This is a genomic window from Streptococcus sp. SV2, from assembly GCF_030440175.1.
Lineage (GTDB): Bacteria > Bacillota > Bacilli > Lactobacillales > Streptococcaceae > Streptococcus > Streptococcus raffinosi.
In genome coordinates this window covers 17,548-42,152 of the sequence record NZ_JAQFJQ010000004.1, presented here as the reverse complement: position 1 = coordinate 42,152, position 24,605 = coordinate 17,548, and the positions used below count along the sequence as shown (strand labels likewise).

Below are 24,605 nucleotides of genomic sequence, written 5' to 3'. Positions count from 1 at the left end.
ATAGAAAAGAATGGAGGTTGTCATGACGCAATCAGGGAATTTTAAGTTTCACACACCAATCTTTCGTGTGAATAACAGACAAGAAAATATTGAGTTTTACCAAAATACACTAGGATTTAAACTATTAACAGAAGAAAATGCTCTTGCCGTCTTCACAGATTGGGCAGACCACCAATCACTCTTTGTGATTGAAGAGTCTCCAGCTTACCGTTGTCGTGCAGTTGAAGGCCCTAAGAAAATTAATAAAGTGGTTATTAAGGTTTCAGATCCACTTGAGATTGAGTACCTTTTGGCGCGTGACGATCACCAAGCCAAGGCTATTTTCCAAGGGGAAAATGGTTATGCCTTTGAAACAGTCTCACCAGAAAATGGTCTTATTTTGATGCACGCTGAGGATGACTTGTCAACGCTCAAGACAATCGAGTATGCAGATGTTGAAGAAAATGAAGACTTTAAAGGTGTTTCAGACTTTACCGTTCAGTCCTTGACTCTGAATGTTGTGGATACGGTTAAAGCAGCCTTCTTCTATGACAATCTTTTTGGTGAAGAACTACCTTTATCTATCCACTTTGAAAAGGCGGAAGGTCCTGACCTTCAAGTAACTCCTGATCAAACTTGGGATTTGGAAATTCTCGAGTTTGAGGTGGCAGAAGACTATGACTTAGTTGCCTTGCATGATAAACTCGAAGAGGAACAGTTCTCAAGTTACTTGGATAGCAAAGGGCACCTACTTGCGTTGACTGATATGAGTAATATTGAGGTTTGGCTAACAAAATAATGACTGATTTTCAACAAACATTAGCAACAATTACAGACTACATCAAGGCTGACATCTTTCCGGGTGCCAGCCTTGCCCTTTATGATGGAAAGGCTTGGCAGGAGTACTACCAAGGGACTCAAGATGGCTATGTTCCAGTAGTTCCAGGTCTCACCTATGACCTAGCCAGTGTATCCAAGGTGGTCGGGGTTGGAACCCTCTGTCTTTTCTATCTCCAGGCCGATAAATTGGACTTGGATGAGAAGCTGTCAACCTACTACCCCGCAGTAGAAAATAAGACGTTAACATTACGTCAACTCTTGTCTCATAGTAGTGGGATTGATCCTTTCATTCCTAATCGTGATGAATTAGATCAGGAGGGTTTGATTGCTGCTATAAACGCCATCAAGGTTAGGGATGATAAACCTTTCTTGTATACCGATATTAACTTTATTCTCTTGGGGCTGATGCTCGAAAAGTTGTCTGGACTAAGTCTGGATAAGCTCTTTGACTCCGAAGTTTTTCAACCTTTTGGTATGTCTGAGACACAGTTTGGGCCAGTTGGGATTGCTGTTCCGACGGTTAAGGGCATTCCGGGCGGAACTGTTCACGATCCCAAAGCTCGTGTTCTCAAAGAGCATACAGGTTCAGCAGGTCTCTTTTCAACCCTTAAAGACTTAGAAATTTTTGTTAATCATTATTTGAAGGATGATTTTGCTAAGAATCTGACGAAAAATATCAGCCAATCCAAGAAGGAACGTAGTGTCGCTTGGGACCTCCAAGGAGATTGGATTCTTCATACTGGTTATACAGGGACCTTTGTTCTGATTAACATCCCAGCTCAACGTGCGGCGATTTTCCTAAGTAATCGTACCTACTACAAGGATGAGAGAGCTCAATGGATTAAGGATAGAGATGCCTTGATTGAGATAATAAAGGAAGAGTTGATCAGTGAAGCGGTCAAGTAGGCACTCCAAGGAAAGAAAGCTTGTCTCTTGCTTTCTGAGTCTGCTCTTTTGCATACTTAATGGGAGTAATCTCTTCGTCTGTGGTATGTTTTTTGTAGTGATAGAAGGCTTGTTAGCGTTTGATAAAGATTCCTTTTCTTTATCTTCTTTTCTATTTTTAAGTATAGTGTCCGCTGTAACCGCTTCTTCCTATATTTTGATAAGAGAGCTACTATACAAACTGATTCATTACCTTGGTTATCGTGCCCAACCTGATTTGAAAGTCATTCGTATGAGAAGAGGGCTTGATATTTCCTTTCCTGTATTTGAAAAGTACGGTCAAGACTATAGGTTACTGTATAAGAAGCGTTTCAAGAAACTTCAAATAGGGTATTTGCTGATATGTTTAGGATACTTTAGTGGACTTAGTCTTATAATGATCATCTGTACAGTCCTATTGAGAGGAGTGTTCGAGCTCCTAGAACTAGAATCAAAACTGTCATCTTCTGAATATAAACAATTTCTTGGTTTTTTGGTCTACATGGGAGTGTTTGTCCTTCTTTTTACAGGGCAGAAATACTGGAGAAAAATCGTAGAGGCTTTAAAGAAAAGAGAAAATGTGACAGTGCTTGCTGTCGAGCATGGTTATCCGATATTTGCGACAAAAGAAGAAGCTTAAGCAGTTGCTATACTGCTTAAGCTTTTTTACTTATTAAGGATTTTTCAACAGTAATATGTTGGATTCCAGCTTCTTCAAAGATTTGACCGACTTCTTGATAGCCATTATTAAGGTAGAACTTAAGTGCCCCGAGTTGAGCATGGAGAGAAATAGATTTAAAGCCCTGTTCTTGGGTAAAATCTTCAGCCTCTTTTAGGAGGATGCTCCCTAGCCCTTGACTTTGGTAGGCATCAAGCACAGCCATGCGTTGGAGGGTGACCTGAGTCAAATCCTTGTTGGGCAGTAAGCGCACGGTTGCAGCAGCCTGACCCTTATCATCATAGAGGACAAAGTGAATGCAGTAGGCTTCATTGGCATCAATTTCGATGGAGCGTGGGACTCCTTGTCCCTTAACAAAAACAGTGTTTCGAATGGCTACGGCATCTAGGTAAGTTTCTGAAAGTGTATCTCTTGTATGTTTAATGATCATAGGGTCATTGTAACAAAGCTTATAGCTAATCGTCAATGGAAAAAAGCTTGATGAGAAGAGGGGACAGGGACATCAAGCTTTCTGTAAGACTTTATTCTTTGATTTTTCGACCGTTTGTTTCTTGGATAGGACGATTATTTTCAAATCCAAGGGTTTGTGTGAATTTTTCTACCTGTTCCTTGCTGACAGTTTCTTGGTTTTTGAAGACAATCCAATTAACACCTTCAGTACATGGTGGGGTTGTTAAGGAGCCTTCAAAGTTGTAGTAGCCTTTGTCTTCAGGATAGAAATCATCTAGTGAGATAGGCTGAGACAACTCAGTTTCAGTATTAGCAGCCTGAGGCATCTTATCCCAGATTTGTTTCAAGGCTTGGTTTTCATCCCCATAATTATAGAGAACAGAGACAACAGTGATTTTGCCAGTATCGGTTTTGTAGACGAAGTGTCCTTCAAGAGGATAGGTTTTGCCGTCAATTTCATTTTCACTGGGTGCGTGAAAATGAAACTGTTGCAATTTATAGACATCATCACCAATCGTTAGACTATTCTTGGGATTTTTAAAGCTGACTTCAATCGTATGACCATTGTTTTCAACTTGGCCTTTTGATTCTTGATTATGAAGGTTTAGTTCTGGAAGATCGACATCTTCAGCTCCTGTGATATTGATTGGAGATTGTTCTTTACCATTTTTGCTGAGTTCATAATCTTTGGAGAGGTCACCCCAATGTTCAGGACCAGTTGCACCAGTATACCCCCATGGAACATCTTTGGATTTAGAGGTTTCAGTGTCAGTCTTGGATTGGCAGGCTACGAGTAGAACGGCACTAGCCATGAGTGATAGTACTCCAGTTAAGGTTGAACATTTCTTAGTCATCTTTCCTCCTTGTTGTCCCTAGTCCCATCACAAAGAGCTATACTTGTCATTAGTAAGGTCTCTTTATTGTGACAGTAATTCAGGCTGATGTAATGATAGCTCTTCTGAGAAAGAAGTGTTTGGAAATTCCAAACGGAAATGCTTATATTCTATAGCTTATCTAATAAAATGTCAATATATATTATAAATTAGTTATAATAATATGATAAAATAACATGATTTTTTATAAAAATAAAAGAACTCGCACTAGCGAGTTCCTTATTATTTAGCTTATCCCAAAGCATCGTCCATTGAAAGAACTTCGTGGAAGACACGTTGAGTCAATTCAGTTTTTTGTTCTGGAGTGAGGTATTTAGTGTTTACACAGTAACCAGAGATACGAACGATAACGTCCTCACCATTCATAATCTTTTCGTAAACGTCTGACAAGTCCATAACGTTCAAGTTAACGTGTTGTCCACCGTTTTCGAAGTAACCATCAAGGATTGTTACCAAGTTGTCGACTTGTTCGTCACGAGTTTTACCAAGAGCACGAGGTGATACTTGAGTTGTCAATGAGATACCGTCAGCAGCATAACCGAAGTCAAGGCTAGCAAGTGAGTTCAAGTTTTGCAACCATCCACCTTTAGCTTTGTTAGATGGGTTAGCACCTGGTGAGAAGAATTCAAGTTTAGACAAGTTCACTGAACCATCTTCGTTGAGGTATACCCCTTTGTGAACTGGAGAGTTACCAGTTTGTTTAGAGTAAGCAACGTTAGAAGTGATTGTAAGAAGTGAAACTGTAGCTTCTGCATCTTTGTAGAGTTTGTGGCTACGAAGACGAGTAGTGTAAGCTTCAATCAACCATTCTGCCAATTCGTTTGAACGTGGGTCATCTTCACCCCAACGTGGGTATTCACCGATTGTTTCGTAGTCGTAGATGTAGCCATCTTCGTCACGGATTGGTTTAACTGTAGCGTATTTGATTGCTGACAATGTATCAACAGTATTTGCGAAACCACAGATACCGAATCCCATGTTAGCACGTTGTTTAGTTGGCAAGAAGGCCATTTGAACAGCTTCGTAGTTGTACTTATCAGTCATGTAGTGGATGATGTTAAGGGCATCTACGTAAGTATCAGTCAACCAGTCAAGAGATTTTTCGAAGTTAGCTTTAACAGTGTCAAAGTCAAGAACTTCATCACGGATTGGATCGATATCAAATACTTTGTAGTCTTTATGAACATCGTCGTAACCACCGTTCAAACCAGTAAGAAGGGCTTTAAGTACGTTAACACGAGCACCGAAGTATTGGATGTTGTGACGTTGTTCTTCGTTTTCTGGGTCAAGTGGTGATACACAACATGAGATACAGCTCATTTCACCGTATCCGTCTTTAGCCATAGTAGTTACACCTTCGTATTGGATAGAAGAGTGTTTGTGGCTCATGTGCATACAGTAACGACGGAATGAGTAAGGCAATTTGTCAGTCCAAAGAACTGTCAAGTTTGGTTCTGGAGAGTTACCGATGTTGTCAAGAGTATTCAAGAAACGGTAGTCCATCTTAGTAACACGGTGACGTCCGTCAGCACCCATACCAGCCATAGAAGTTGTGATGAATGTTGGGTCACCTGAGTACAATTGGTCGTAAGCTTTTGTACGAGCAAACTTAACTGTACGAAGTTTCATAACGAAATCATCAACGAATTCTTGGATTTCTGATTCAGTGTAAGTACCACGAGCAAGGTCACGTTCTGCATAGATATCAAGAACGATTGGCACACGTCCAAGAGATGTAGCGGCACCGTTGATCACACGACATACTGCCATGAAGGCGATGTTTGTCCATTGGATAGCTTCTTTAGTATCGAAGGCTGGGCGACGAACATCTACACCGTAAAGGTCACCAAGGCGAACAACGTCTTGAAGTGCTTGATATTGAAGGTTAACTTCTTCACGAAGACGGATTGTTTCTTCGTCGATTTCTTTGATAGCATTCCAGTCGTTAACTTTTTCTTGCATCAAGTAGTCAGCACCGTAAAGGGCAAGACGAGCATAAACCCCGATGATACGTCCACGTGAGTATGCATCTGGAAGACCAGTAACTGTGTGAGCGTGACGTGCACGACGGATGTTTGAAGTGTAAGCACGGAAGATACCATCGTTAACTGTAGTTACGTATTTTGTGAAAATTTCGTGTACAGCTGGATCTGGTTCATAACCGTGTTCTTTCAAAGCAGTTTCCGCCATACGGATACCACCTTTAGGCATGAAGTTCAATTTGAAGAGCTCATCATTTTGGATACCATAGATAAGTTCATCTTCTTTTGAAATGTATCCTGCGTCAATGTCAGCGATTGAAGTTGGACGAGTATCCATTGGGAAGCGTCCTTCAGCTTCATAGCCAGCTTTAGTTTCATCTACAATTTTTTTAATTTTTAGAGAGCGTTCAGTTGGTCCTGCAAGGAAGCTTTCGTCACCATCATAAGGTGTGTAGTTTGCTTGAACGAAACGTGAAACGCTAGCTTTTTCTTTCCAGTCAGTTCCTTTAAAGCCTTCCCACGCTTTTTCAAAAACATCTGTGTTAGTTTTAACCGTTGCCATAGTTTGGATCTCCTATAATTCTAGTAACAAAATCATCTGTTACATTCTCTAGAAGTATTCTATCACACAGTAACCGCTTACACAACTTTAAAACTGCGTTTTTAGTGACATTCTTTTATAATACAGTTTTGAAAACAACAAATCTGTATTATAAATTTCTGTTTTTTGGTAGATTTTGGTATCATAAGGGGAGAATGCTTTGTAGTCCCAAAGTTTTATGTGAAAAGCTTTACAATGAGATAAATCTGAGAAAGGAGGCAGGGAGCCATGTTAGAGTTTCCTTTAATAAATGATACCAGTCGGAAAATCATCCATATTGACATGGACGCCTTTTTTGCTCAAGTCGAGATGAGGGATGACCCCAGTCTTAAGGACAAACCGGTTATTATCGGTCACGATCCTAGAAAAACAGGGGGACGTGGTGTGGTATCAACCTGTAATTACGAGGCTAGAAAATATGGTGTCCATTCAGCCATGTCTTCTAAGGAGGCCTATGAACGTTGTCCCAATGCTATCTTTATCTCAGGAAATTATAGCCATTACCGAGAGGTAGGGATGCAAATTCGTGAGATTTTTAAACGCTATACCGACTTGGTAGAGCCTATGTCTATCGACGAAGCCTATCTTGATGTGACGATAAATAAGCTTGGTATCAAATCCGCGGTTAAGGTAGCTAAACTTATCCAGTATGACATCTGGCAGGAACTTCACCTGACTTGTTCAGCAGGCGTTTCCTACAATAAATTTATCGCCAAACTAGCTTCTGATTTTCAAAAGCCTGCTGGTTTGACGGTGGTGCTTCCAGAGGAGGCTCAGGAATTTTTGGAAAAGCTCCCTATTGAAAAGTTTCATGGAGTAGGTAAAAAGTCAGTTGAACGTCTTCACGACATGGAAATATACACCGGTGCCGATCTTCTGAAGATTCCTGAGATGACGCTGATTGATCGTTTTGGACGCTTCGGATTTGATCTCTTTCGTAAGGCTAGAGGGATTTCCAATAGTCCTGTCAGGCCCAATCGTGTCCGTAAATCTATCGGAAGTGAGCGAACCTATGGCAAGCTTCTTTATAATGAAGATGATATCAAGGCTGAGTTGACAAAGAATGCTAGACGGGTGGCTGAAAGTGCCAAGAAAAATAAAAAAGTTGGTCGAATCGTTGTCATTAAGGTCCGTTATTCGGATTTTTCGACCTTAACCAAGCGTATGACCTTGGACAAATCAACCCAGGGTTTTGAGGCCATCGAAAGGACTGCCCATACCATTTTTGACCAACTGGAGGAAAATAGTAGTGGTGTTCGCCTGCTCGGTGTGACGCTGACGGGTCTGGAAGATCAAGAAGGCAGGCAATTGGACCTAGATGATTTGGAGTCATTATAATAGTAGAGTTTTGATTTTTTCTTTTGGAAAGTGACCTTGAAGAATCATCAGACCTATGCTATCTTAAATAGTAACTAAAAGAAATGAGGGAATAATCTTAATGAAAAAAGTTCTTACCTATTTAGGACTGATTCTGGCAGCTTGCTTGCTTCTCGTAGCTTGTGCTTCCAATAAGCCAGCTGAGAAGAAAAAAGCGACACCAACTCCGACAGAACGTGCCAAGGCTGATGCGACAGTTTTAATTGATACTATGCTTGGAAAATCTAGTAACGGTTTTTCAAAACTCTACGGTGAAAATTACGAAGCCTGGACTGAAACGAAAGTCTTTGAAAAACAAGTTGCAGATACTATCGAAGAAAAGGGGTATACACCGGAAGACAAGTATACGTTTAAATACATTGAAGGTTATGATGCTAAGACACCAACCCAAGTGCTTTCTAAGTTCCTCAAGGTCCGTCGTAATATGATTGGTAAGATTCAGGACTATAAGCTGAAAGATGTCAAAGTTAAAGGAAATGAAGCGACAGTTACCTTTACTTCACGCTCTGTTAGTGCCTATGGTGCTGCAGCTGCTGTTCGTACTCTCCTTATGAGTCTCTATGATAACGACATTGACAAGTTGAAACAGTGGAATCAAGCTGATAACAACGATGTAGAAAAAGGTAAAGCCAAAGATCTCACAACGAAATTCCTTTATGGTGAAAACTTTAACGGCGATTTGACACAATTTAAGGATATTGATAAAGAAATGGCCTATACACCTTTGACAGGTGCTGATGATCTAGAAAAGACCTTCAAGCTAACCAAAGATGATGGGGGTAACTGGACTATTTCTGTAGAAGATTATAAAGAGCTTGCCGAAGCCTTGGTTGACCATGATGAATCAGGAAGCAGAGCTGTTTACGCTGAACGCATCCATAAGAATTTATCAGATTATCAACCTGAAGACAGTAGCGACTCAAGCAGTAAGTCATCAGATAAGGATAAGTAGTGTTTTAGCACAAATTGATTTTATCCATCACCACCCCAGCCTCTCGCTGGGGTTTTCTAATACCTAAATCCTAATAATTTTGTCCCTCTCATAATGTCATGAAAGCTTATTTTCCATGCTATAATGGATATTGTAGTCTTTATTCAGAATATTTTGATAAATGATTTGTCGAGTATTTTGGAAAGAATAGGTTGTGACAGCAAACTCTCATCTCTCGATGACAAAGATGTATAAGGACAATATTGATAATGAATTTAACTAATACTAAGCATGAAGATATTTTCAAGAGAGTTTATGCTTTCAAGCTAACTATACTTATTTTAGGAATAGCTATTTTTTGTCTTGCAACATATAGTTACTTAGCTGATAACTTAGTGCTTCTCTGCTGTTGTGCTGTGTTGATGTATTTTCTTTTGGCATTAAAGATTTATGCAAATTATTTGATTACTTCTCAAATGAGGGAGATTCTATTTACTCTGACTGAACTTGATAAGTATCAAAAATATTTTGAATATGCTTATCGTCATACATTTAAACAGGATAAAAAAGCAGTACTACAAGAATCCTACCTAGCAGATGCTCAGTATCACTATTTTCGAGGAGAATTTGATCAGTCCTTGCAGTCACTGAATGAAATTAATATAAAAAAGGCGAGGTGGAAGCGACGCAAAGTATTGTTAACAAGCCTTTCCTACTATCGTATACTTAACAAAATTAATCAAAAAGATTTTGCTGATTTTGAGGATAGCCTTGCCTTGTATCGCAAAATGAAAGGTAAGAATGTTCCAGAACGTTCTGCAAAATTGTTAGCTATCTATAGGGTTGTTTCAGGTCAACCGACTGATTATTTTGAGAGGCTAGCACCAAAATATAAGCTTTACCAAATTGAAGCAAAGTATTACGCTGGTCTCAGTTATCTCAACCAAAACCAACCCGAAGAAGCCAAAGCCTGCTTCCAAGAAATCGTAAACGAAAATCCAGAGCTCTTTTACGTGAAAGAGGCTAAGAAGTATTTGGAAGAGACGGTGTAGTTATCGCTAGAGTTGTCACATGAGTGGCAGCTTTTTTCTATCTTGTTATTTATCCCCTTCCTCCTATAATCTTTATCTATCACCTCTTAGTTTTTTAGTATTAGACGACTAGGGGTGAAGGTGGTACACTACTATCAAAAACTATTGAAGAAAGTATCGAGGATTATAGATATGAAAAAATGGCTTGCAGGTTTAGGGATTCTTGGCTTGTCAGTTTTGACTTTGGCTGCTTGTGGAAACAAGAGTGATGGTAAGGCATCTGGTGAAAAGCAGACGATTACTGTTGCGACGGATTCTGATACGGCGCCTTTCACTTTCAAAAAAGGTGATGACTTCAAGGGTTATGATATTGATTTGGTCAAGGCTATTTTCAAGGATTCAGACAAGTATGAGGTCAAGTTTGTGACGACACCTTTTGATTCTATCTTGACAGGGGTGGATTCTGGACGTTATCAGATTGCGGCTAATGATTTCAACTACAATGAAGAGCGTGAGCAGAAATATGGTTTCTCAGATCCGATTTCACGTTCTAACTATGCCATCACTAGTGCTGAGGGGACCAAGTATACTAGCCTAGACGATCTGTCTGGTAAGACGACAGAGGTGCTTCCTGGTTCTAACTATGCTCAGTTGCTTGAAAATTGGAACCACGCCAATGAAGATAAGAAACCAATTACAATCAACTATGCATCTAGCTCAACTGGTCTTTCAACACGTATCCAACACATTCAAGAAGGCAAAATTGATTTTATCCTTTACGATGCTATTTCCTCTGAATACATTGTCAAAGATCAGGGCTATAAGTTGGCTGTAAACAAGATTAAAGACGATATCGGTATGAAGACCGATGGTCTTGAATATCTTCTATTCTCAAATGATAAGCAAGGTAAGGAACTCAGAACCTTTACCAACAAACGTATCAAAGAGCTCAAGAAGGATGGAACCCTTGCCAAACTCAGCAAGGAATATTTCGGTGGCGATTACGTCAGTGATTTGAAATAAGACTGTTAAAAGTTGAGACTGCCGTCTCAGCTTTGGATTGAAGACAAAGCTTTCTTTTGAGGCTTTCCTGAGGTGATGACGGACGTCAGCGACCTTCTTCGAAGTTCCATGACTAAGTTTTGAGCCTAAGGTCTCAAAACTTCCGAACACCTGAAACTTTAAAGTTTCAGGTGTTTTTCTCACGTCGGAAAGCCTCGGTTTATGCTCACTTTGTTCGTGAAATAAGGAATGAGTTCAAATCTTTTTAGTCTTAATAAGGTATTGCTATCAGTGATACGATTTTCTTATCACTATGATAAGAAAAGACTATTTCACAGACTTTCTGAGTCGTGCTAAAATGAATACTATAAAATTATGATAAGATATTTGAATGGTTAGCACTAGGCTAACCTACTTTTTTAGAAAGAAAGGGCGACATTGTGAAAAAGAGTATAGAAGCATTTAATCGGTCACCTTGGTATCTCCAAGTTATCATTGGCTTGGTTGGTTTGGCAGTAGCTGTTGCTTTAGCCATTCCCTTGTCTTGGCTAGTAGAAATTCTTTGGGGTTATATTTTGCAACTGGTTACGGTTGTCTTCAAATGGATTTCATCTTGGATGCCAGCTGGTAAGCTCTTCTCATGGAAGGCTGTCTTCGATGCTGTTCCTAAGATTGTGGAACGCTTGCCTTTAACTTTGGGATTGACTATTGCAGGTGCCTTCTTTGGGTTGATTTTGGCCCTTGTCTTTGCGGTTGTTAAAATTAATCGAGTACGTATCCTTTATCCAATTCAAGCCGTTTTTGTGAGCTTCTTGCGTGGGACACCAATCCTTGTACAACTCATGTTGACTTACTATGGTATTCCACTCTTCCTTCGTTACTTGAATGGTGAGTTCGGCTTAGATTGGAACATTAATGAGATTCCACCAGCTATCTTCGCTATTACAGCCTTTGCCTTTAATGAAGCGGCTTACATGAGTGAAACCATTCGTGCAGCGATTCAAGCTGTGGATGCTGGAGAAATCGAAGCTGCCCGCTCTCTTGGGATGACATCAGCACAGGTCTACCGTCGTGTCATTATTCCAAATGCGGCGGTTATTGCGACACCAAGTCTGATTAACAGTTTGATTGGTTTGACTAAGGGAACATCACTTGCCTTTAGTGCAGGTATCGTCGAAATGTATGCGCAGGCTCAAATCTTGGGTGGTGCTGACTACCGTTACTTTGAACGTTATATCTCAGTAGCCCTCGTTTACTGGGGCATCTCAATCTTGATTGAAAATATTGGTCGTTCGGTTGAAAATCATATGGCCATTAAGGCACCTGAAGTAACTGACATTTCTGGAATTGGAGGTGACCGCTAATGATTAGCATCAAAAATTTGACCAAGGAATTTTCAGGTCAAAAGGTTCTTGATGGGATTAACTTTGATATCGAAAAAGGCGAAGTGGTAGCGCTTGTCGGTGCCTCTGGTGCAGGTAAGTCAACCATCCTTCGTAGCTTAAACTATTTGGAACAACCTGATTCTGGCACCATTGCCATTGATGACTTTAAGGTGGATTTCGAAGCAATTACCAAGGAGCAAATCCTTACCCTTCGTCGTAAGTTGGCCATGGTATTCCAACAGTTTAACCTCTTTGAACGTCGCACAGCCTTGGATAATGTTAAGGAAGGTCTTAAGATTGTTAAGAAACTTTCTGACGAAGAAGCTACCAAGATTGCGAAAGAAGAGCTCGCTAAGGTTGGGCTGTCTAATCGTGAAAATCACTACCCACGTCATTTGTCAGGTGGTCAAAAGCAACGTGTGGCCTTGGCCCGTGCCCTTGCCATGAAGCCTGATGTGCTCTTGCTTGACGAACCGACATCTGCCCTTGACCCTGAGTTGGTTGGTGAGGTTGAAAAATCAATCGCTGATGCAGCTAAGTCAGGTCAGACCATGATTTTGGTTAGTCACGACATGAACTTTGTTTATCAAGTGGCTGACAAGGTGCTCTTCCTTGAGAAAGGGCATATCCTTGAACAAGGAACACCTGAAGAACTTTTCAACCACCCAAAAGAAGAAAGAACGAAAGAATTTTTCGCTTCTTATTCAAAACAATATCTTTAAGATGGGATTTTTGTTACAATAGAAAAAGGTGATACGACAGGACTCCATTTATAGTCCGTAGTCGGATCCTGTAAGGATGATTAGGAGCTTTTGGAATTTTTGAAGATGCCCCGAAAGTCCAATCAGATACTGCCTTCGGCAGTTATTACTAATCGGATTCAGAGGTTGGAGAATGTTGTCTCAGCCTTTTCTATTTCTCACTTTAGGATGATTTATGTTATTAAATATTTTTAAATTTTACCTTTTGGGCCTTGTGATTGCTTTCTTTATGTGCTTGGTGATTGGTGCCTTTTGGCTTGGATGGCGTGCCCTACGTCGTGCTGACAAGACGGTTAAGGAGCGTCAAGGTGCCCTCTATGATGCTATCATGATGTCGATGGTTTCGATTCCTGTCTTGGCTTTTGCTTTTATGGCAATCCTCATCGTGCTGAATGCATAATACTAGCTTTGATGGCCTATTAGGTGTAAGATATCTCTACAAGAAATGCGTAAAAGGAGTGACTCATGTACGATACGATTATTATTGGAGCTGGTCCTGCAGGGATGACAGCAGCGCTATATGCAGCCCGTGCCAACCTTAAAGTGGCAACTTTGGAGCAAGGTGCTCCTGGCGGACAGATGAATAACACGTCTGAGATTGAAAATTACCCTGGCTTTGAAAATATCTCTGGTCCAGAATTGTCTATGAAGATGTTCGAACCTTTGGAAAAATTGGGCGTTGAAAATCTTTACGGTATTGTGTCTGGTATCGAGGACAAGGGTGACTATAAAGTCGTCAAAACTGGTGACGAGGAGTACCAAACCAAGACAGTTATCATTGCGACGGGGGCCAAGCACCGCCACATCGGTGTTGCTGGTGAAGAAGAGTACAACAGCCGTGGGGTTTCTTACTGTGCGGTATGTGATGGGGCTTTCTTCCGTAATCAAGACCTCTTGGTCGTTGGTGGTGGTGACTCTGCCGTTGAAGAAGGAATTTATTTGACACGCTTTGCCAATAGCGTAACCATTGTTCACCGTCGTGACGAGTTGCGTGCCCAAAAGGTCCTTCAAGACCGTGCCTTCGCCAATGAAAAGGTCAAGTTTATCTGGGATTCTGTCGTTGAAGAAATCAAGGGTGATGACATCAAGGTTCGCAGTGTTGATATCAAGAATGTCAAAACTGGTGAAGTGACTAATCACGAATTTGGTGGTGTCTTTGTTTATGTCGGACTTGATCCGGTTTCAGATTACGTGACAGGTCTGGGTATCACTGACCAAGCTGGTTGGGTTATTACAGATGATAAGATGGCGACAAGTATTCCTGGTATCTTTGCCATTGGGGATGTCCGCCAGAAAGACCTTCGCCAAATCACAACAGCCGTAGGGGATGGTGCCACAGCTGGTATCGAAGCTTACAACTACGTGACTGCACTTGCTGATAAGTAAAATAAATGAAAACTCGGGAGGCTCTCGAGTTTTTTGTGTTTGCTTGATGGTTTTCAGCTTGTCTAGCATCCTTTGAAGCAACATCTATGTGTGGTTTTTTGGTATAATAGAAAAGTCTTACTAAAATCAGTAAAAATGAGGTGACCAACTTGCGTGTTGTAGCAGGTGATTTTGGCGGGCGTCCGCTTAAAACGTTAGAAGGCAAAACGACTCGTCCAACAACGGACAAGGTCAAGGGTGCCATTTTCAATATGATTGGTCCTTTCTTTGATGGAGGGCGTGTTTTGGATCTTTTTTCTGGGAGTGGTAGTCTGGCCATTGAGGCTATTAGTCGTGGCATGTCGTCTGCTGTTCTCGTGGAAAAAGACCGTCGGGCACAAGCTATTATTCAGCAAAATATTAAGATGACCAAGAGTGAGAAACAGTTTCAGCTTTTGAAGATGGATGCGGCGCGTGCACTGACCCAATTGACAGGTCAGTTTGACTTGGTGCTTTTAGATCCGCCTTATGCCAAAGAGCAGATTGTGGCTAATATTACTCAGTTAGAGGATCAAGGGCTCTTGGCTAAAGAAGTGATGTTGGTTTGCGAGACAGATAAGGCTGTAGACCTGCCTGAAGAAATTTCAAACTTTGGGATTTGGAAGCAGAAAACCTATGGTATCAGTAAGGTGACGGTTTACGTGCGCTAGGTACCTGTAGCGGGTGTAGAAAGGAAATGCGATGACCCAAATTGCTATGTTTACGGGGTCTTTTGATCCGATTACCAATGGGCATATGGATATCATTGCCAGAGCCAGCAAGCTCTTTGACGAGCTTTATATTGGCCTTTTTTATAATAAAAACAAGCAGGGCTTCTGGGATGTTGCGACTCGCAAGCGTATCTTGGATGAGGTTGTGGCAGATTTTCCCAATGTCAAGGTCATAACGGCTCACGATAGTCTGGCTGTAGATGTTGCCAGAGACCTTGGCGTGACCTATTTGGTTCGAGGCCTTCGTAATGCGACAGATTTTGACTATGAGGCCAATATGGACTATTTCAATAAGGGGCTGGCGCCTGAGCTTGAAACGGTTTATTTGATTGCTAGTCATGAGGTGACACCAGTCTCCTCAAGTCGTGTGCGTGAGTTGATTTATTTTGAGGGGGACATTAGTTCTTATGTTCCTCAAGCAGTTGTTAAGGAAGTGGAGGCCAAGCGTGGCAAACAAGACAAAATCTAAATCGCTATTAGGGAAAATGTGGCGGATTAAGTGGTGGCTCTTAGGTATTTTTACAGTACTTTTCCTCCTTTTTGCCCTCTTTTTCCCGCTCAATAATTACTATGTAGAGCTTCCGGGTGGTGCTTTTGATACCAAGGAAGTCTTGACTGTGGATAAGAAAGCCGATGATTCAAAAGGTTCCTACAATTTTGTGGCGGTGGCCCAAACCAAGGCGACCTTGGCCCTCATGCTCTATGCTCAGCTCAATAATTTCGCTAAGCTTCAAACGGCTGAAGAGGCAACGGGTAATTACTCTGATGAAGATTACATGCGTATCAACCAATTTTACATGGAGACTTCCCAAAACCAAGCCATTTATCAAGGCTTGACGCTGGCTGGTAAAAAGGCGAGCTTGGACTATATGGGTGTCTATGTGCTTCAGGTCAATGATGATTCCAGCTTCAAGGGCGTTCTTAATATTGCGGATACGGTGACGGCTGTCAATGACAAGACCTTTAATAATTCGGCTGATTTGATTAAATACGTTCAGGGACTTAAGTTGGGTTCAAAGGTTAAGGTCACTTATACGACAGATGACAAATCAAAGTCGGCCACAGGTAAGATTATCAAGATCGCCAATGGTAAGAATGGTATTGGTATCGGCTTGACGGACCATACTGAGGTCAAGAGTTCTGAGAATGTGAAGTTTAAACTTGATGGTGTCGGTGGACCAAGTGCGGGTCTTATGTTTACCTTGGCTATTTACGACCAGGTTTCTGGTCAAAACCTCAAGGATGGTCGTAAGATTGCTGGAACGGGAACCATTGAAAAGGATGGTTCTGTCGGTGACATTGGTGGTGCCTACCTTAAGGTGAAATCAGCGGCCGATAGCGGTGCAGACATTTTCTTCGTGCCAAACAACCCAGTAACCAAGGAAATGAAAAAGGCTGATCCGGATGCCAAAACCAACTATCAAGAGGCTAAGGAAGCTGCCGAGAAACTGGGAACCAAGATGAAAATCGTTCCTGTAAAAACAGCTCAAGAAGCCATTGATTATTTGAAAAAGACGAAATAAGAAGAGAGAGTAGGACAGGCAGAAATCCTTGATTCTTGTCTCTGTCTTACCCTCTTTTTTAGGTCAAAGTGTTATAATAGTCCTTATGAAAAAACGTTATAGAACAGTTAATGATTACTATCGTGAGCTTTTTGGCGAAAAGATTTTCAAACTACCAATAGATGCGGGCTTTGATTGCCCCAACCGTGATGGTACGGTGGCTCACGGTGGCTGTACCTTTTGTACGGTTTCGGGATCTGGGGATGCCATTGTAGCTCCTGAGGCACCGATTCGTGAGCAGTTTTACCATGAAATTGACTTCATGCATCGCAAGTGGCCAGAAGTTCAGAAATATCTGGTTTATTTTCAAAACTTTACCAATACCCACGCGCCGCTTGAGGTTATCAAGGATCGCTACGAACAGGCTATCAATGAGCCTGGTGTTGTTGGCATCAATATCGGTACCCGCCCAGACTGTTTGCCTGACGATGTGATTGATTATCTGGCCGAACTCACAGAACGTATGTACGTGACCGTTGAACTTGGACTGCAGACCACTTATGAAGAAACGTCAGAGCTCATTAACCGAGCACACAGCTATGATCTCTATGTAGAGACGGTTAAGCGTGTGCGTGAGCGTGCGCCCAAGGCTGAGATTGTATCGCATTTGATTAATGGTTTGCCAGGAGAAACCCACGAGATGATGGTGGAAAATGTTCGCCGTTGTGTGACGGATAATGACATTCAGGGGATTAAACTCCACCTCCTCCACCTGATGACCAATACCCGTATGCAAAGAGACTACCACGAGGGGCGTCTGAAATTGCTGAGTCAGGAAGAATATGTGTCCATCATCTGTGACCAGTTGGAAATCATTCCTAAGGATATCGTCATTCACCGAATCACTGGTGATGCGCCCCGAGACATGCTGATTGGTCCTATGTGGAGTCTCAACAAGTGGGAAGTTCTTAATGCCATTGACAAGGAGATGGAACGTCGTGGCTCATGGCAAGGCTGTAAAGTAGCTAAGGAAAAGGAGAAAGAAGCATGATGAAACGTCCGATTCAGATGTCTCATGATTTTCTAGCTCAAGTGCTAGATGATGGGAGTATCGCTGTTGATGCGACTATGGGAAATGGCAATGATACCGCCTTTTTAGCTGGTCTTGCCAAGAAGGTCTATGCCTTTGACGTGCAGGAGCAGGCGCTTGAAAAGACCAGTCAACGCTTGTCAGATTTGAAAATTGACAATGCAGAACTCATTTTAGATGGGCATGAAAATCTGGACCGATATGTCACGGAAACTATTCGAGCAGCTATTTTCAATCTGGGCTATCTGCCATCTGCAGACAAGACTGTCATCACCAAGCCCCACACGACTCTTGAAGCTATTGAGAAAATTCTTGACCGCTTAGAAGTTGGTGGTCGCTTGGCGATTATGATTTACTACGGTCATGATGGTGGTGATATGGAAAAGGACGCTGTTCTTGAGTATGTCATTGGTTTGGACCAACGTGTTTTCACAGCCATGCTTTACCAACCCCTCAATCAAATTAACACACCACCATTTTTGGTGATGCTGGAGAAATTACAATGATTACAGACATTAAAGAAAAATTGGCGGAGATGCAGGCCAAATATATCGATAAGCAAAGTGCCGAGGACACCTTGAAAAAAGTCGAAAACCGTAAAACGGCAAAAATTAAGAAAAAGCTGGCTAGTCTTGAGGTCGAACGTTGCCATAAACTTTTGGCCAAGGAAGATGTGACGGCTATTGATAAAAAAATCAGTAAGCAAAAAGAATTATTTTCAAACTGTTGCCATAAAGAAGATTAGGAGGAGCTATGCATCTATCATCGGCTTTACTGGTTCTTCTTTTTAGCTTGATCTTATCGAACGTTATCAACCGTATCTTTCCACGACTTTCTCTGCCCTTGATTCAAATTATTTTTGGAGTGGGCATTGGTTTACTTTTCAAAGGTCGTGTTTTTGAGCTTGAAACAGAACTCTTTCTAGCTTTTATCATCGCTCCCTTGCTTTTCCGAGAGGGGGAAGAGAGTGATATTACCAGCATACTACGTAACTGGAAATTGATTCTATTTCTGATTTTTCCAGTCATCTTCGTATCGACATTGGGAATCGGTTATCTGGCTAAGTCCATCCTGCCTGTATCAGTGCCTCTATCTGCCTGTCTAGCTATCGGGGCGGCCCTTGGACCGACTGATTTTGTGGCCTATTCAGCTATTGCCAAACGCTTCAGTTTTCCAAAGTGGATAGGTTATATTTTGCAGGGTGAAGGGCTTTTGAACGATGCTTCAGGTCTGGTCGCTTTTCAAGTAGCGGTGACTGCCTTGACAACGGGAGCCTTTTCGCTCCTTGATGCTAGTTGGAATTTGTTCCTTTCCGTTATGGGGGGGCTTTCTGGTCGGCCTAATCACGGCCCTCCTTAATCGGCTCTTCTTGACTATCCTGGACAATATGGATGCAGCAGATGTCACTGGGGCACTCCTACTAGAACTTGTGCTCCCTATTGCCTCTTACTTTGTTGCGGAGGAGATTCATGTCTCGGGCATTATTGCCGTAGTAGTGGCTGGTATTTCTCTAGCCAGCCGTTTCAAAAAAATTACGGTTTTTGATGCCAAATTGGATAGTATTTCGCATACCATTTGGGGAACCATTACCTTTATGCTAAATGGTATGGTCTTCTTCCTTTTGGGGACGGAATTACCAACCTTGGCCATGCCCGTTCTGCAAAGTAGCACCTACGATAATCTCTGGTTGCTGCTAGCAATCGTGCTTTTGACAGCGATCATGTTTGCCATTCGATTTGTCATGATTAGTGCGGTATTTGCCCAAAGAGCCTGGAAAAACAAAAGACCCCTAAAAAGAATTTGGAAGAGTGCCACTCTTCTGACCTTCTCTGGGGTTAAGGGAACAGTGTCCATTGCGACGATTCTCTTGCTTCCTCTTGCCAATATGACGACTTTAGAACATAGCCTTCTCCTCTTTACAGTGGCGGGTGTCACCCTCTTAAGCTTTTTAACAGGCATTTTAGTCCTACCAAAATTGGCAACGGGGGCAGCCCATACAACCAACCACTATATGCAGATTGCTATTTTGAATGATGTCGTTGGGGAACTTGGAAAGGACCTGAAGCAGTCTAAGCATCAGGGTGCTGTTTACGCTACCATTGACAATTATAATCAACGTCTGGAAAACCTCATCTTGGAGCAAGAGTCCAATGATGTCAAAGAAGAGCTGGCCAATATCCGTGTCATGATTATGGAAATCGAGAGTGAAGGGTTAGAGTATGCCTACAAGAAGGGGCAACTTTCAGAACTTGAATACAATCTCTATCAGCGTTATATCAAGGGATTGGAGCGTCGTATTAACCGTGGCTTCGTCTCCAGCCTTTCCTATGCCTTCGTTGTCTTTGTACGAGGCCTACGTAGGCTCCTACACCTTGCCTTTACCTTTAAATTTCATCTTGGCAAGGAGGAGACGTTACGAGCTCCTCGTTTAACAGAGGAAAATCGTGATCACATGGCGGAGCTTTATTTGACAAATACTGAGCAAGTATTGGAAGCCCTGAGTAATCTGGAAGGTGTCTATCACTCCGACCTCTTGTCTTATCTAAAGCGTGGCCGTTTACAAGAGGCTGAGATTATCCAGTCAGGAGCCTTTGTTGAACGGGTTATTACCCACCTTAGTCCTGACAATATCGACGAGATGTTGCGAGGCTACTATTTGGAACGTAAAGTAATCAACGAATATGAACAAGATGAGTTAATCTCTAGCCGCTACGCCAAACAGCTTCGTAAGGAGGTCAATACTTTGGAGGATTATTCTCTCAAAGAGACCAGCAATACCTTGACCTATGATATGATTAATCTAGCCCGAGGGCGAGTTTAAGTGAAGAAGCCAAGATTTTTCTTGACTTCTTTTTAATGTTTCTCTTTTTCATTACCGTGATTTGGAAAAAGAAAGCCTAGACCAAGGCATGTTAAAATTCCTGCAACAATCAGGATGCTATTTGATATAGGGAGCACGCCATAGATTGCATTAGCAATCATTAAACCAATCAAAGTACTCATGAGGCTAGATTTATAATCTTTTTTGATAAGATTTTCTATTGCAAAGAAAGCAAAAAGAGCGACTGGAAAGAGTGGCCAAAGCGACATCTCAATTTTGGGAAGCCGAGAATACTGTAAGTGATAACTGTTACTGCTGTACCGATTAATCCAATACCTATTACTTTAGTCATGTTTCTACCTCGTTTTCTATATCTGAAAGATATTTTGCTTTAACACCTACTAAATTATCAAAAGGTTAACTTACGGACAATATTATTTGTCTATGTGGTTCATTCTAGAAGCTATTCGGTCAAAAAGGACAGTTTTGACTGAATCGGTAAAAGTCAAAAGATTTTATCACATGGTGAAATCTTTTGACAAAAGTCGTCTATAGTACAGCTCATCGTTCCAGCCTTAATTTTGTATGGCGTATCTCAAATAAAAGAGTAGTGGTGATAAAAGAACAAGTCCCCCAGTCTATGGTCTGAGGGACTTGTTTCTATGATGTTGTTCATAAATAGTGATTAATTCTTAGAGAAGTGGGTTAATGTAAAAACGATGGTCATCAATGGGAATAATTTGAACAGGATTTTGGTAGAAATCAGCCAAGACTTCCGGTGTGATGATGTCATTTTTAGCCCCTTGAGCCACAATTTTTCCTTGGCGGAGCAGAAGGATGTGGTCCATATTTTCAGTGATTTCCTCAGCATGGTGGGTGACATAAAGGACTAGTGGAGCATGAGGAAGTGAAGTGATGCGATCAATCTGACGCAAGAGTTTTTCACGAGCAAAGAGGTCTAAGCCAACAGTCGCTTCGTCTAGGATAATGATGTCAGGGTCTTCCATAAGGCTACGAGCAATCAAACAAATTTGTTTTTCCCCTTGAGAGAGGCCGTGATATTGGCGGCCAATCAGTTCCTCAGCTCCAAGTGATATCAGCATGTCCTTAGCTTCTTGTAATTCTTTGTCGCCGTATGCCTTATAGAGGATTGAACTCTTGTACTTACCGGTAAGTACGATCTTTTCAGCGGTCATATGCTTGGGCAGACGCTCGGTGATAAAGGAACTAACAATACCAATCTGTTTGCGGAGGCCTGTGATATCGCCATTACCAAAGCTATAGCCAAGGATCTCAGCTTGACCTTCACTTGGGAAAAAATCAGCGGTCAAAAGACGTAGGAGGGTGGATTTTCCAGCACCATTAAGACCTAGAATGGCCCAGGTTTGCCCTTTCTCCACTGTCCAGTTTAAGTTGGACAAGAGTGTTTTTCCTTGGCGAGTCAAACTGACATTTTCTAATCGTATAAGTGACATAAGTCTCTCCTTTGATGGTAAATTACTCTAATTATAGCATAAAATAAGGGCTTTTATTGGAAAACTGTGGTATAATGAAAGTCAGAATTTTTTTAGAGGAGAAGAAAAAAATGGAAGACTCTAGTGGTCAGTCCTTATTATTTCAATTTATTTTACTAGTCATTTTAACCCTGCTTACAGCCTTTTTCTCAGCGTCTGAGATGGCCCTAGTGTCACTCAATCGCTCTCGTGTCGAGCAAAAGGCAGAAGAGGGTGATAAGAAATTTATTCGCCTACTTAAGGTTCTTGAAAATCCTAATAACTTCTTATCAACTATTCAGGTTGGTATTACGTTTATCAGTCTTTTGCAAGGGGCCAGTCTCTCTGCTTCACTAGGGGCAGTTATAGCAACTTGGTTTGGTCACGTAGCATGGGCTAAAACAGCTGGTAGCCTGGTATCTTTGGTAGTCTTGACCTACATTTCTATCGTTTTTGGTGAGCTTTATCCTAAGCGTATTGCCATGAACCTTAAGGAGAATCTGGCCATCTACTCAGCACCTGTCATTATCGTAACTGGTAAGATTGTCAGTCCTTTTGTATGGATTCTTTCGGCATCAACCAACCTTTTGTCTCGTTTGACACCTATGACTTTTGATGATGCGGATGAGCAGATGACACGTGACGAGATTGAGTACATGTTGACCAAGAGTGATGAAACACTTGAAGCTGAGGAAATCGAAATGCTTCAAGGTGTATTCTCTCTTGATGAATTGATGGCGCGTGAAGTTATGGTTCCTCGTACAGATGCCTTCATGATTGATATTGAAGACAACACTCAGGAAAATATCCAAGCCATTCTTAAGCAAAGCTTCTCTCGTATCCCCGTCTACGAAGATGATAAGGATAAGATTATCGGTGTTATCCATACCAAAAACCTCCTTCAAGCAGGTTATGAGCTCGGTTTTGAGAATGTTAAGCTTCGTCGCATCATGAACGAGCCCCTCTTTGTTCCAGAAACAATCTTTGTTAACGATCTTTTGACGGCATTTCGTAATACCAACAATCAAATGGCTATCTTGCTTGATGAATATGGCGGTGTGGCTGGTCTAGTGACCTTCGAGGATTTGTTGGAAGAAATCGTCGGCGAGATTGATGACGAAACAGATAAAGCTAGTGTAGAAGTTCGTGAAATTGGAGAAAATACCTATATTGTTGAGGGAGTTATGACCCTTAACGACTTCAACGAATACTTTGACACTGAACTTGAGAGTGATGATGTTGACACTATCGCAGGTTACTATTTGACTGGTGTAGGAGCTATCCCTACTCAAGAAGTCAAAGAACACTATGAAGTGATTAATAAAGATAAACACCTTGAATTCATCAATGACAAGGTTAAGGATGGTCGAGTAACCAAGCTGAAAGTCATCATCACAGAAGCTCCAGAGGAAGTAGAAGAATAGCATTAAGAGTATTTTGATTAGAAAACCCTAGAGCTATTAGAACAGAAAATGATAATTGAGCGTTCCATCTCTTTATGAGAGGACGCTTTTTTCTTATCTTCATTTTAAATTTTCTTTAGCTAAATGATAAAATGAAAAACTGCCTTAGAGCATGATATTAAGCCATTTTTACTTACTTGAGGAGAAACGTCTTTATCAGACTTGTCATTTTTGTTTAAAGAATTTTAAACACATTTAGCTCTTTTGATAGGCTTAGAATATAAAATGATAAGATTTTGATTAAAATAGTCTTTTATACCTTTTTTATGGTAAAATATAAATTAACTGACAAATGAAAAAAGGAGAATTTTAATGGCTTCTAAAAAATCTATTTATAGTGGATTGCTTTTCCTTACCCTAGGAGCTTTAGTACCAGTAACTTCTTTTGCGGATGATGGCATTGCTACAAATGATGCTTTGATCACGCAACCAACAGCAGAGCGTGGAACAACAGGCTCTTCTACAGCGCCAAGTGATGGCGATTTGGCTCGCAGTAATGATTCAAATACAGGAGCGACAACGCCAACTGCTCCTGCTGTCCCTGAAGTACCAGCGACGCCTGAAACTCCTACGACGCCAACAGCGCCAGCGACTCCAGAAACGCCAGCAACACCAGCTCCAACAACTGAGTCGTCAGATAAACCTGCTGAAAAACCAGCTGATAAGCCTGATACAGCAGCACCAGCGGCTAATACTGAAACAAAAGAGAACCCTCAAACACCTGAGGTTCCTTCAGTGAATGTCAATGGACAACCTGTTGTGACTGTTACACCTGCAGCTCCAGTTGTGACAGCAGCTGGCCAAACAATTGTTTCTACACAAAATAGCCAAGTTGTTATTGCAAATACTGATGGTACAACAAGTGTCGTTGCTCCTGAAGCGGTAGGATTTAAGGTTAACACTGATGGAACATTGACAGGTAAAGATGCTAAAGGGAAAGAAGTAACCCTTCCTAAGACCGGTGAAGAAGCAGCAACCTTCTTGACAATCGCAGGGACTTTCTTCCTTGCAGCAGCAGCCTTTTTGGGCTTCAAAAAACGTGCTTAACCTATCAGAGAAGACTGGATATCTTCTAGTTTTAGATTTAACATAAGCTCTTATTTTGAGATTTTCCTAAGGTGATAATGGACGTAGGCGAACTTTCTCGAAGTTCCATGCCTCATTTTTAAGCTTTAAGTCTCAACATTATGAACGCCTGAAACTTTTTAGTTTCAGGCGTTTTTGTCGTAGCGGAGAGTCTCAATTTATATTTTTTGTGCTTACACT

The 24,605-nt window shown here is 41.4% G+C and carries 23 protein-coding genes and 2 pseudogenes; 20 read left to right on the top strand and 5 right to left on the bottom strand.

The features are described from left to right. Positions 1-22 precede the first annotated feature (22 nt). The 3 genes from PCY14_RS03325 (at position 23) to PCY14_RS03315 (ending at position 2,383) form a co-directional block, all read left to right on the top strand. Positions 23-778, top strand: coding sequence for a CppA family protein (locus tag PCY14_RS03325; RefSeq protein WP_293937096.1), 756 nt, complete (start codon positions 23-25; stop codon positions 776-778). Continuing rightward, complete coding sequence (locus tag PCY14_RS03320) at positions 778-1,725, top strand: serine hydrolase domain-containing protein (protein WP_293923555.1); 948 nt, start codon at positions 778-780, stop codon at positions 1,723-1,725. The genes PCY14_RS03325 and PCY14_RS03320 overlap by 1 nt, the downstream gene beginning before the upstream one ends. A gap of 85 nt (positions 1,726-1,810) precedes the next feature. Beyond that, positions 1,811-2,383, top strand: a complete 573-nt coding sequence (locus tag PCY14_RS03315) for a hypothetical protein (protein WP_239499717.1) — start codon at positions 1,811-1,813, stop codon at positions 2,381-2,383. Positions 2,384-2,399: 16 nt separating this feature from the next. Here PCY14_RS03315 and PCY14_RS03310 read toward each other — a convergent pair whose 3' ends face one another. From PCY14_RS03310 to pflB, 3 genes are all read right to left on the bottom strand, one after another. Next, the gene (locus PCY14_RS03310; RefSeq protein WP_021146407.1) at positions 2,400-2,852 is read right to left on the bottom strand and encodes a GNAT family N-acetyltransferase; all 453 of its coding nucleotides are present in this window, start codon (positions 2,850-2,852) and stop codon (positions 2,400-2,402) included. Positions 2,853-2,943: 91 nt separating this feature from the next. Then, a complete protein-coding gene (locus PCY14_RS03305; RefSeq protein ID WP_021146406.1) occupies positions 2,944-3,726 on the bottom strand; it encodes a carbonic anhydrase in 783 nt (260 codons plus the stop codon). A gap of 270 nt (positions 3,727-3,996) precedes the next feature. Continuing rightward, positions 3,997-6,309 (bottom strand): formate C-acetyltransferase, encoded by a 2,313-nt coding sequence (pflB, locus tag PCY14_RS03300; protein ID WP_293937092.1) that lies wholly within the window; start codon positions 6,307-6,309, stop codon positions 3,997-3,999. A gap of 267 nt (positions 6,310-6,576) precedes the next feature. On the opposite strand from pflB, the gene dinB reads away from it, so the two are divergent. The 15 genes and pseudogenes from dinB (at position 6,577) to PCY14_RS03225 (ending at position 20,383) form a co-directional block, all read left to right on the top strand. After that, a complete protein-coding gene (gene dinB / locus PCY14_RS03295; protein WP_021146403.1) occupies positions 6,577-7,686 on the top strand; it encodes a DNA polymerase IV in 1,110 nt (369 codons plus the stop codon). 100 nt (positions 7,687-7,786) lie between these two features. Continuing rightward, a complete protein-coding gene (locus tag PCY14_RS03290) occupies positions 7,787-8,677 on the top strand; it encodes a hypothetical protein (RefSeq protein WP_021146402.1) in 891 nt (296 codons plus the stop codon). A gap of 248 nt (positions 8,678-8,925) precedes the next feature. Beyond that, a complete protein-coding gene (locus tag PCY14_RS03285; RefSeq protein ID WP_021146401.1) occupies positions 8,926-9,708 on the top strand; it encodes a tetratricopeptide repeat protein in 783 nt (260 codons plus the stop codon). A 171-nt stretch (positions 9,709-9,879) separates the two neighbouring features. Then, on the top strand, positions 9,880-10,710 hold the full coding sequence (locus tag PCY14_RS03280) for a transporter substrate-binding domain-containing protein (protein ID WP_037609049.1): 831 nt from the start codon (positions 9,880-9,882) through the stop codon (positions 10,708-10,710). A 596-nt stretch (positions 10,711-11,306) separates the two neighbouring features. Next, the gene (locus PCY14_RS03275; protein WP_134954306.1) at positions 11,307-12,053 is read left to right on the top strand and encodes an amino acid ABC transporter permease; all 747 of its coding nucleotides are present in this window, start codon (positions 11,307-11,309) and stop codon (positions 12,051-12,053) included. Next, positions 12,053-12,796: an amino acid ABC transporter ATP-binding protein gene (locus PCY14_RS03270; RefSeq protein ID WP_021152498.1), complete on the top strand. Its 744-nt coding sequence runs from the start codon at positions 12,053-12,055 to the stop codon at positions 12,794-12,796. Before PCY14_RS03275 ends, PCY14_RS03270 begins: the two co-directional genes overlap by 1 nt. Before the next feature lie 214 nt (positions 12,797-13,010). Then, the gene (locus PCY14_RS03265) at positions 13,011-13,235 is read left to right on the top strand and encodes a DUF4059 family protein (RefSeq protein ID WP_002888207.1); all 225 of its coding nucleotides are present in this window, start codon (positions 13,011-13,013) and stop codon (positions 13,233-13,235) included. Positions 13,236-13,300: 65 nt separating this feature from the next. Further along, positions 13,301-14,221 (top strand): thioredoxin-disulfide reductase, encoded by a 921-nt coding sequence (gene trxB / locus PCY14_RS03260; protein ID WP_021146396.1) that lies wholly within the window; start codon positions 13,301-13,303, stop codon positions 14,219-14,221. Positions 14,222-14,370: 149 nt separating this feature from the next. After that, complete coding sequence (gene rsmD, locus PCY14_RS03255; protein WP_021146395.1) at positions 14,371-14,910, top strand: 16S rRNA (guanine(966)-N(2))-methyltransferase RsmD; 540 nt, start codon at positions 14,371-14,373, stop codon at positions 14,908-14,910. Positions 14,911-14,941: 31 nt separating this feature from the next. After that, positions 14,942-15,439 carry a pantetheine-phosphate adenylyltransferase gene (coaD, locus tag PCY14_RS03250; RefSeq protein ID WP_021146394.1) on the top strand — a complete coding sequence of 166 codons (498 nt, stop codon included), beginning with the start codon at positions 14,942-14,944 and terminating at the stop codon, positions 15,437-15,439. A gap of 16 nt (positions 15,440-15,455) precedes the next feature. After that, on the top strand, positions 15,456-16,493 hold the full coding sequence (locus PCY14_RS03245; protein WP_051176080.1) for a SepM family pheromone-processing serine protease: 1,038 nt from the start codon (positions 15,456-15,458) through the stop codon (positions 16,491-16,493). Positions 16,494-16,578: 85 nt separating this feature from the next. Continuing rightward, on the top strand, positions 16,579-17,523 hold the full coding sequence (locus PCY14_RS03240) for a TIGR01212 family radical SAM protein (RefSeq protein ID WP_021152496.1): 945 nt from the start codon (positions 16,579-16,581) through the stop codon (positions 17,521-17,523). After that, on the top strand, positions 17,520-18,068 hold the full coding sequence (locus PCY14_RS03235; RefSeq protein WP_021146391.1) for a class I SAM-dependent methyltransferase: 549 nt from the start codon (positions 17,520-17,522) through the stop codon (positions 18,066-18,068). Before PCY14_RS03240 ends, PCY14_RS03235 begins: the two co-directional genes overlap by 4 nt. Then, the gene (locus PCY14_RS03230) at positions 18,065-18,307 is read left to right on the top strand and encodes a hypothetical protein (RefSeq protein WP_021146390.1); all 243 of its coding nucleotides are present in this window, start codon (positions 18,065-18,067) and stop codon (positions 18,305-18,307) included. Before PCY14_RS03235 ends, PCY14_RS03230 begins: the two co-directional genes overlap by 4 nt. 8 nt (positions 18,308-18,315) lie before the next feature. After that, a pseudogene (locus PCY14_RS03225) lies at positions 18,316-20,383 on the top strand (cation:proton antiporter). Between the two features lie 32 nt (positions 20,384-20,415). Here the strand turns inward: PCY14_RS03225 and PCY14_RS03220 are convergent. Both PCY14_RS03220 and PCY14_RS03215 read right to left on the bottom strand, forming a co-directional pair. Beyond that, positions 20,416-20,735: pseudogene (locus tag PCY14_RS03220) on the bottom strand (hypothetical protein). Between the two features lie 340 nt (positions 20,736-21,075). Next, positions 21,076-21,858, bottom strand: coding sequence for an ABC transporter ATP-binding protein (locus PCY14_RS03215; RefSeq protein WP_293941298.1), 783 nt, complete (start codon positions 21,856-21,858; stop codon positions 21,076-21,078). 110 nt (positions 21,859-21,968) lie between these two features. Here PCY14_RS03215 and PCY14_RS03210 point away from each other — a divergent pair, with 110 nt between their 5' ends. Continuing rightward, on the top strand, positions 21,969-23,300 hold the full coding sequence (locus PCY14_RS03210) for a hemolysin family protein (protein WP_301363159.1): 1,332 nt from the start codon (positions 21,969-21,971) through the stop codon (positions 23,298-23,300). 351 nt (positions 23,301-23,651) lie between these two features. Continuing rightward, a complete protein-coding gene (locus PCY14_RS03205) occupies positions 23,652-24,386 on the top strand; it encodes an LPXTG cell wall anchor domain-containing protein (protein WP_021146383.1) in 735 nt (244 codons plus the stop codon). The last annotated feature ends 219 nt before the right edge of the window (positions 24,387-24,605 follow it).

Excerpts from the sequence above, each read along its gene's own strand:
- PCY14_RS03325 (WP_293937096.1), top strand. The coding sequence starts at position 23 with ATGACGCAATCAGGGAATTTTAAGTTTCACACACCAATCTTTCGTGTG.
- PCY14_RS03320 (WP_293923555.1), top strand. The coding sequence starts at position 778 with ATGACTGATTTTCAACAAACATTAGCAACAATTACAGACTACATCAAG.
- PCY14_RS03315 (WP_239499717.1), top strand. The coding sequence starts at position 1,811 with ATGTTTTTTGTAGTGATAGAAGGCTTGTTAGCGTTTGATAAAGATTCC.
- PCY14_RS03310 (WP_021146407.1), bottom strand. The coding sequence starts at position 2,852 with ATGATCATTAAACATACAAGAGATACACTTTCAGAAACTTACCTAGAT.
- PCY14_RS03305 (WP_021146406.1), bottom strand. The coding sequence starts at position 3,726 with ATGACTAAGAAATGTTCAACCTTAACTGGAGTACTATCACTCATGGCT.
- pflB (WP_293937092.1), bottom strand. The coding sequence starts at position 6,309 with ATGGCAACGGTTAAAACTAACACAGATGTTTTTGAAAAAGCGTGGGAA.
- dinB (WP_021146403.1), top strand. The coding sequence starts at position 6,577 with ATGTTAGAGTTTCCTTTAATAAATGATACCAGTCGGAAAATCATCCAT.
- PCY14_RS03290 (WP_021146402.1), top strand. The coding sequence starts at position 7,787 with ATGAAAAAAGTTCTTACCTATTTAGGACTGATTCTGGCAGCTTGCTTG.
- PCY14_RS03285 (WP_021146401.1), top strand. The coding sequence starts at position 8,926 with ATGAATTTAACTAATACTAAGCATGAAGATATTTTCAAGAGAGTTTAT.
- PCY14_RS03280 (WP_037609049.1), top strand. The coding sequence starts at position 9,880 with ATGAAAAAATGGCTTGCAGGTTTAGGGATTCTTGGCTTGTCAGTTTTG.
- PCY14_RS03275 (WP_134954306.1), top strand. The coding sequence starts at position 11,307 with ATGCCAGCTGGTAAGCTCTTCTCATGGAAGGCTGTCTTCGATGCTGTT.
- PCY14_RS03270 (WP_021152498.1), top strand. The coding sequence starts at position 12,053 with ATGATTAGCATCAAAAATTTGACCAAGGAATTTTCAGGTCAAAAGGTT.
- PCY14_RS03265 (WP_002888207.1), top strand. The coding sequence starts at position 13,011 with ATGTTATTAAATATTTTTAAATTTTACCTTTTGGGCCTTGTGATTGCT.
- trxB (WP_021146396.1), top strand. The coding sequence starts at position 13,301 with ATGTACGATACGATTATTATTGGAGCTGGTCCTGCAGGGATGACAGCA.
- coaD (WP_021146394.1), top strand. The coding sequence starts at position 14,942 with ATGACCCAAATTGCTATGTTTACGGGGTCTTTTGATCCGATTACCAAT.
- PCY14_RS03245 (WP_051176080.1), top strand. The coding sequence starts at position 15,456 with ATGTGGCGGATTAAGTGGTGGCTCTTAGGTATTTTTACAGTACTTTTC.
- PCY14_RS03240 (WP_021152496.1), top strand. The coding sequence starts at position 16,579 with ATGAAAAAACGTTATAGAACAGTTAATGATTACTATCGTGAGCTTTTT.
- PCY14_RS03235 (WP_021146391.1), top strand. The coding sequence starts at position 17,520 with ATGATGAAACGTCCGATTCAGATGTCTCATGATTTTCTAGCTCAAGTG.
- PCY14_RS03230 (WP_021146390.1), top strand. The coding sequence starts at position 18,065 with ATGATTACAGACATTAAAGAAAAATTGGCGGAGATGCAGGCCAAATAT.
- PCY14_RS03215 (WP_293941298.1), bottom strand. The coding sequence starts at position 21,858 with ATGTCACTTATACGATTAGAAAATGTCAGTTTGACTCGCCAAGGAAAA.
- PCY14_RS03210 (WP_301363159.1), top strand. The coding sequence starts at position 21,969 with ATGGAAGACTCTAGTGGTCAGTCCTTATTATTTCAATTTATTTTACTA.
- PCY14_RS03205 (WP_021146383.1), top strand. The coding sequence starts at position 23,652 with ATGGCTTCTAAAAAATCTATTTATAGTGGATTGCTTTTCCTTACCCTA.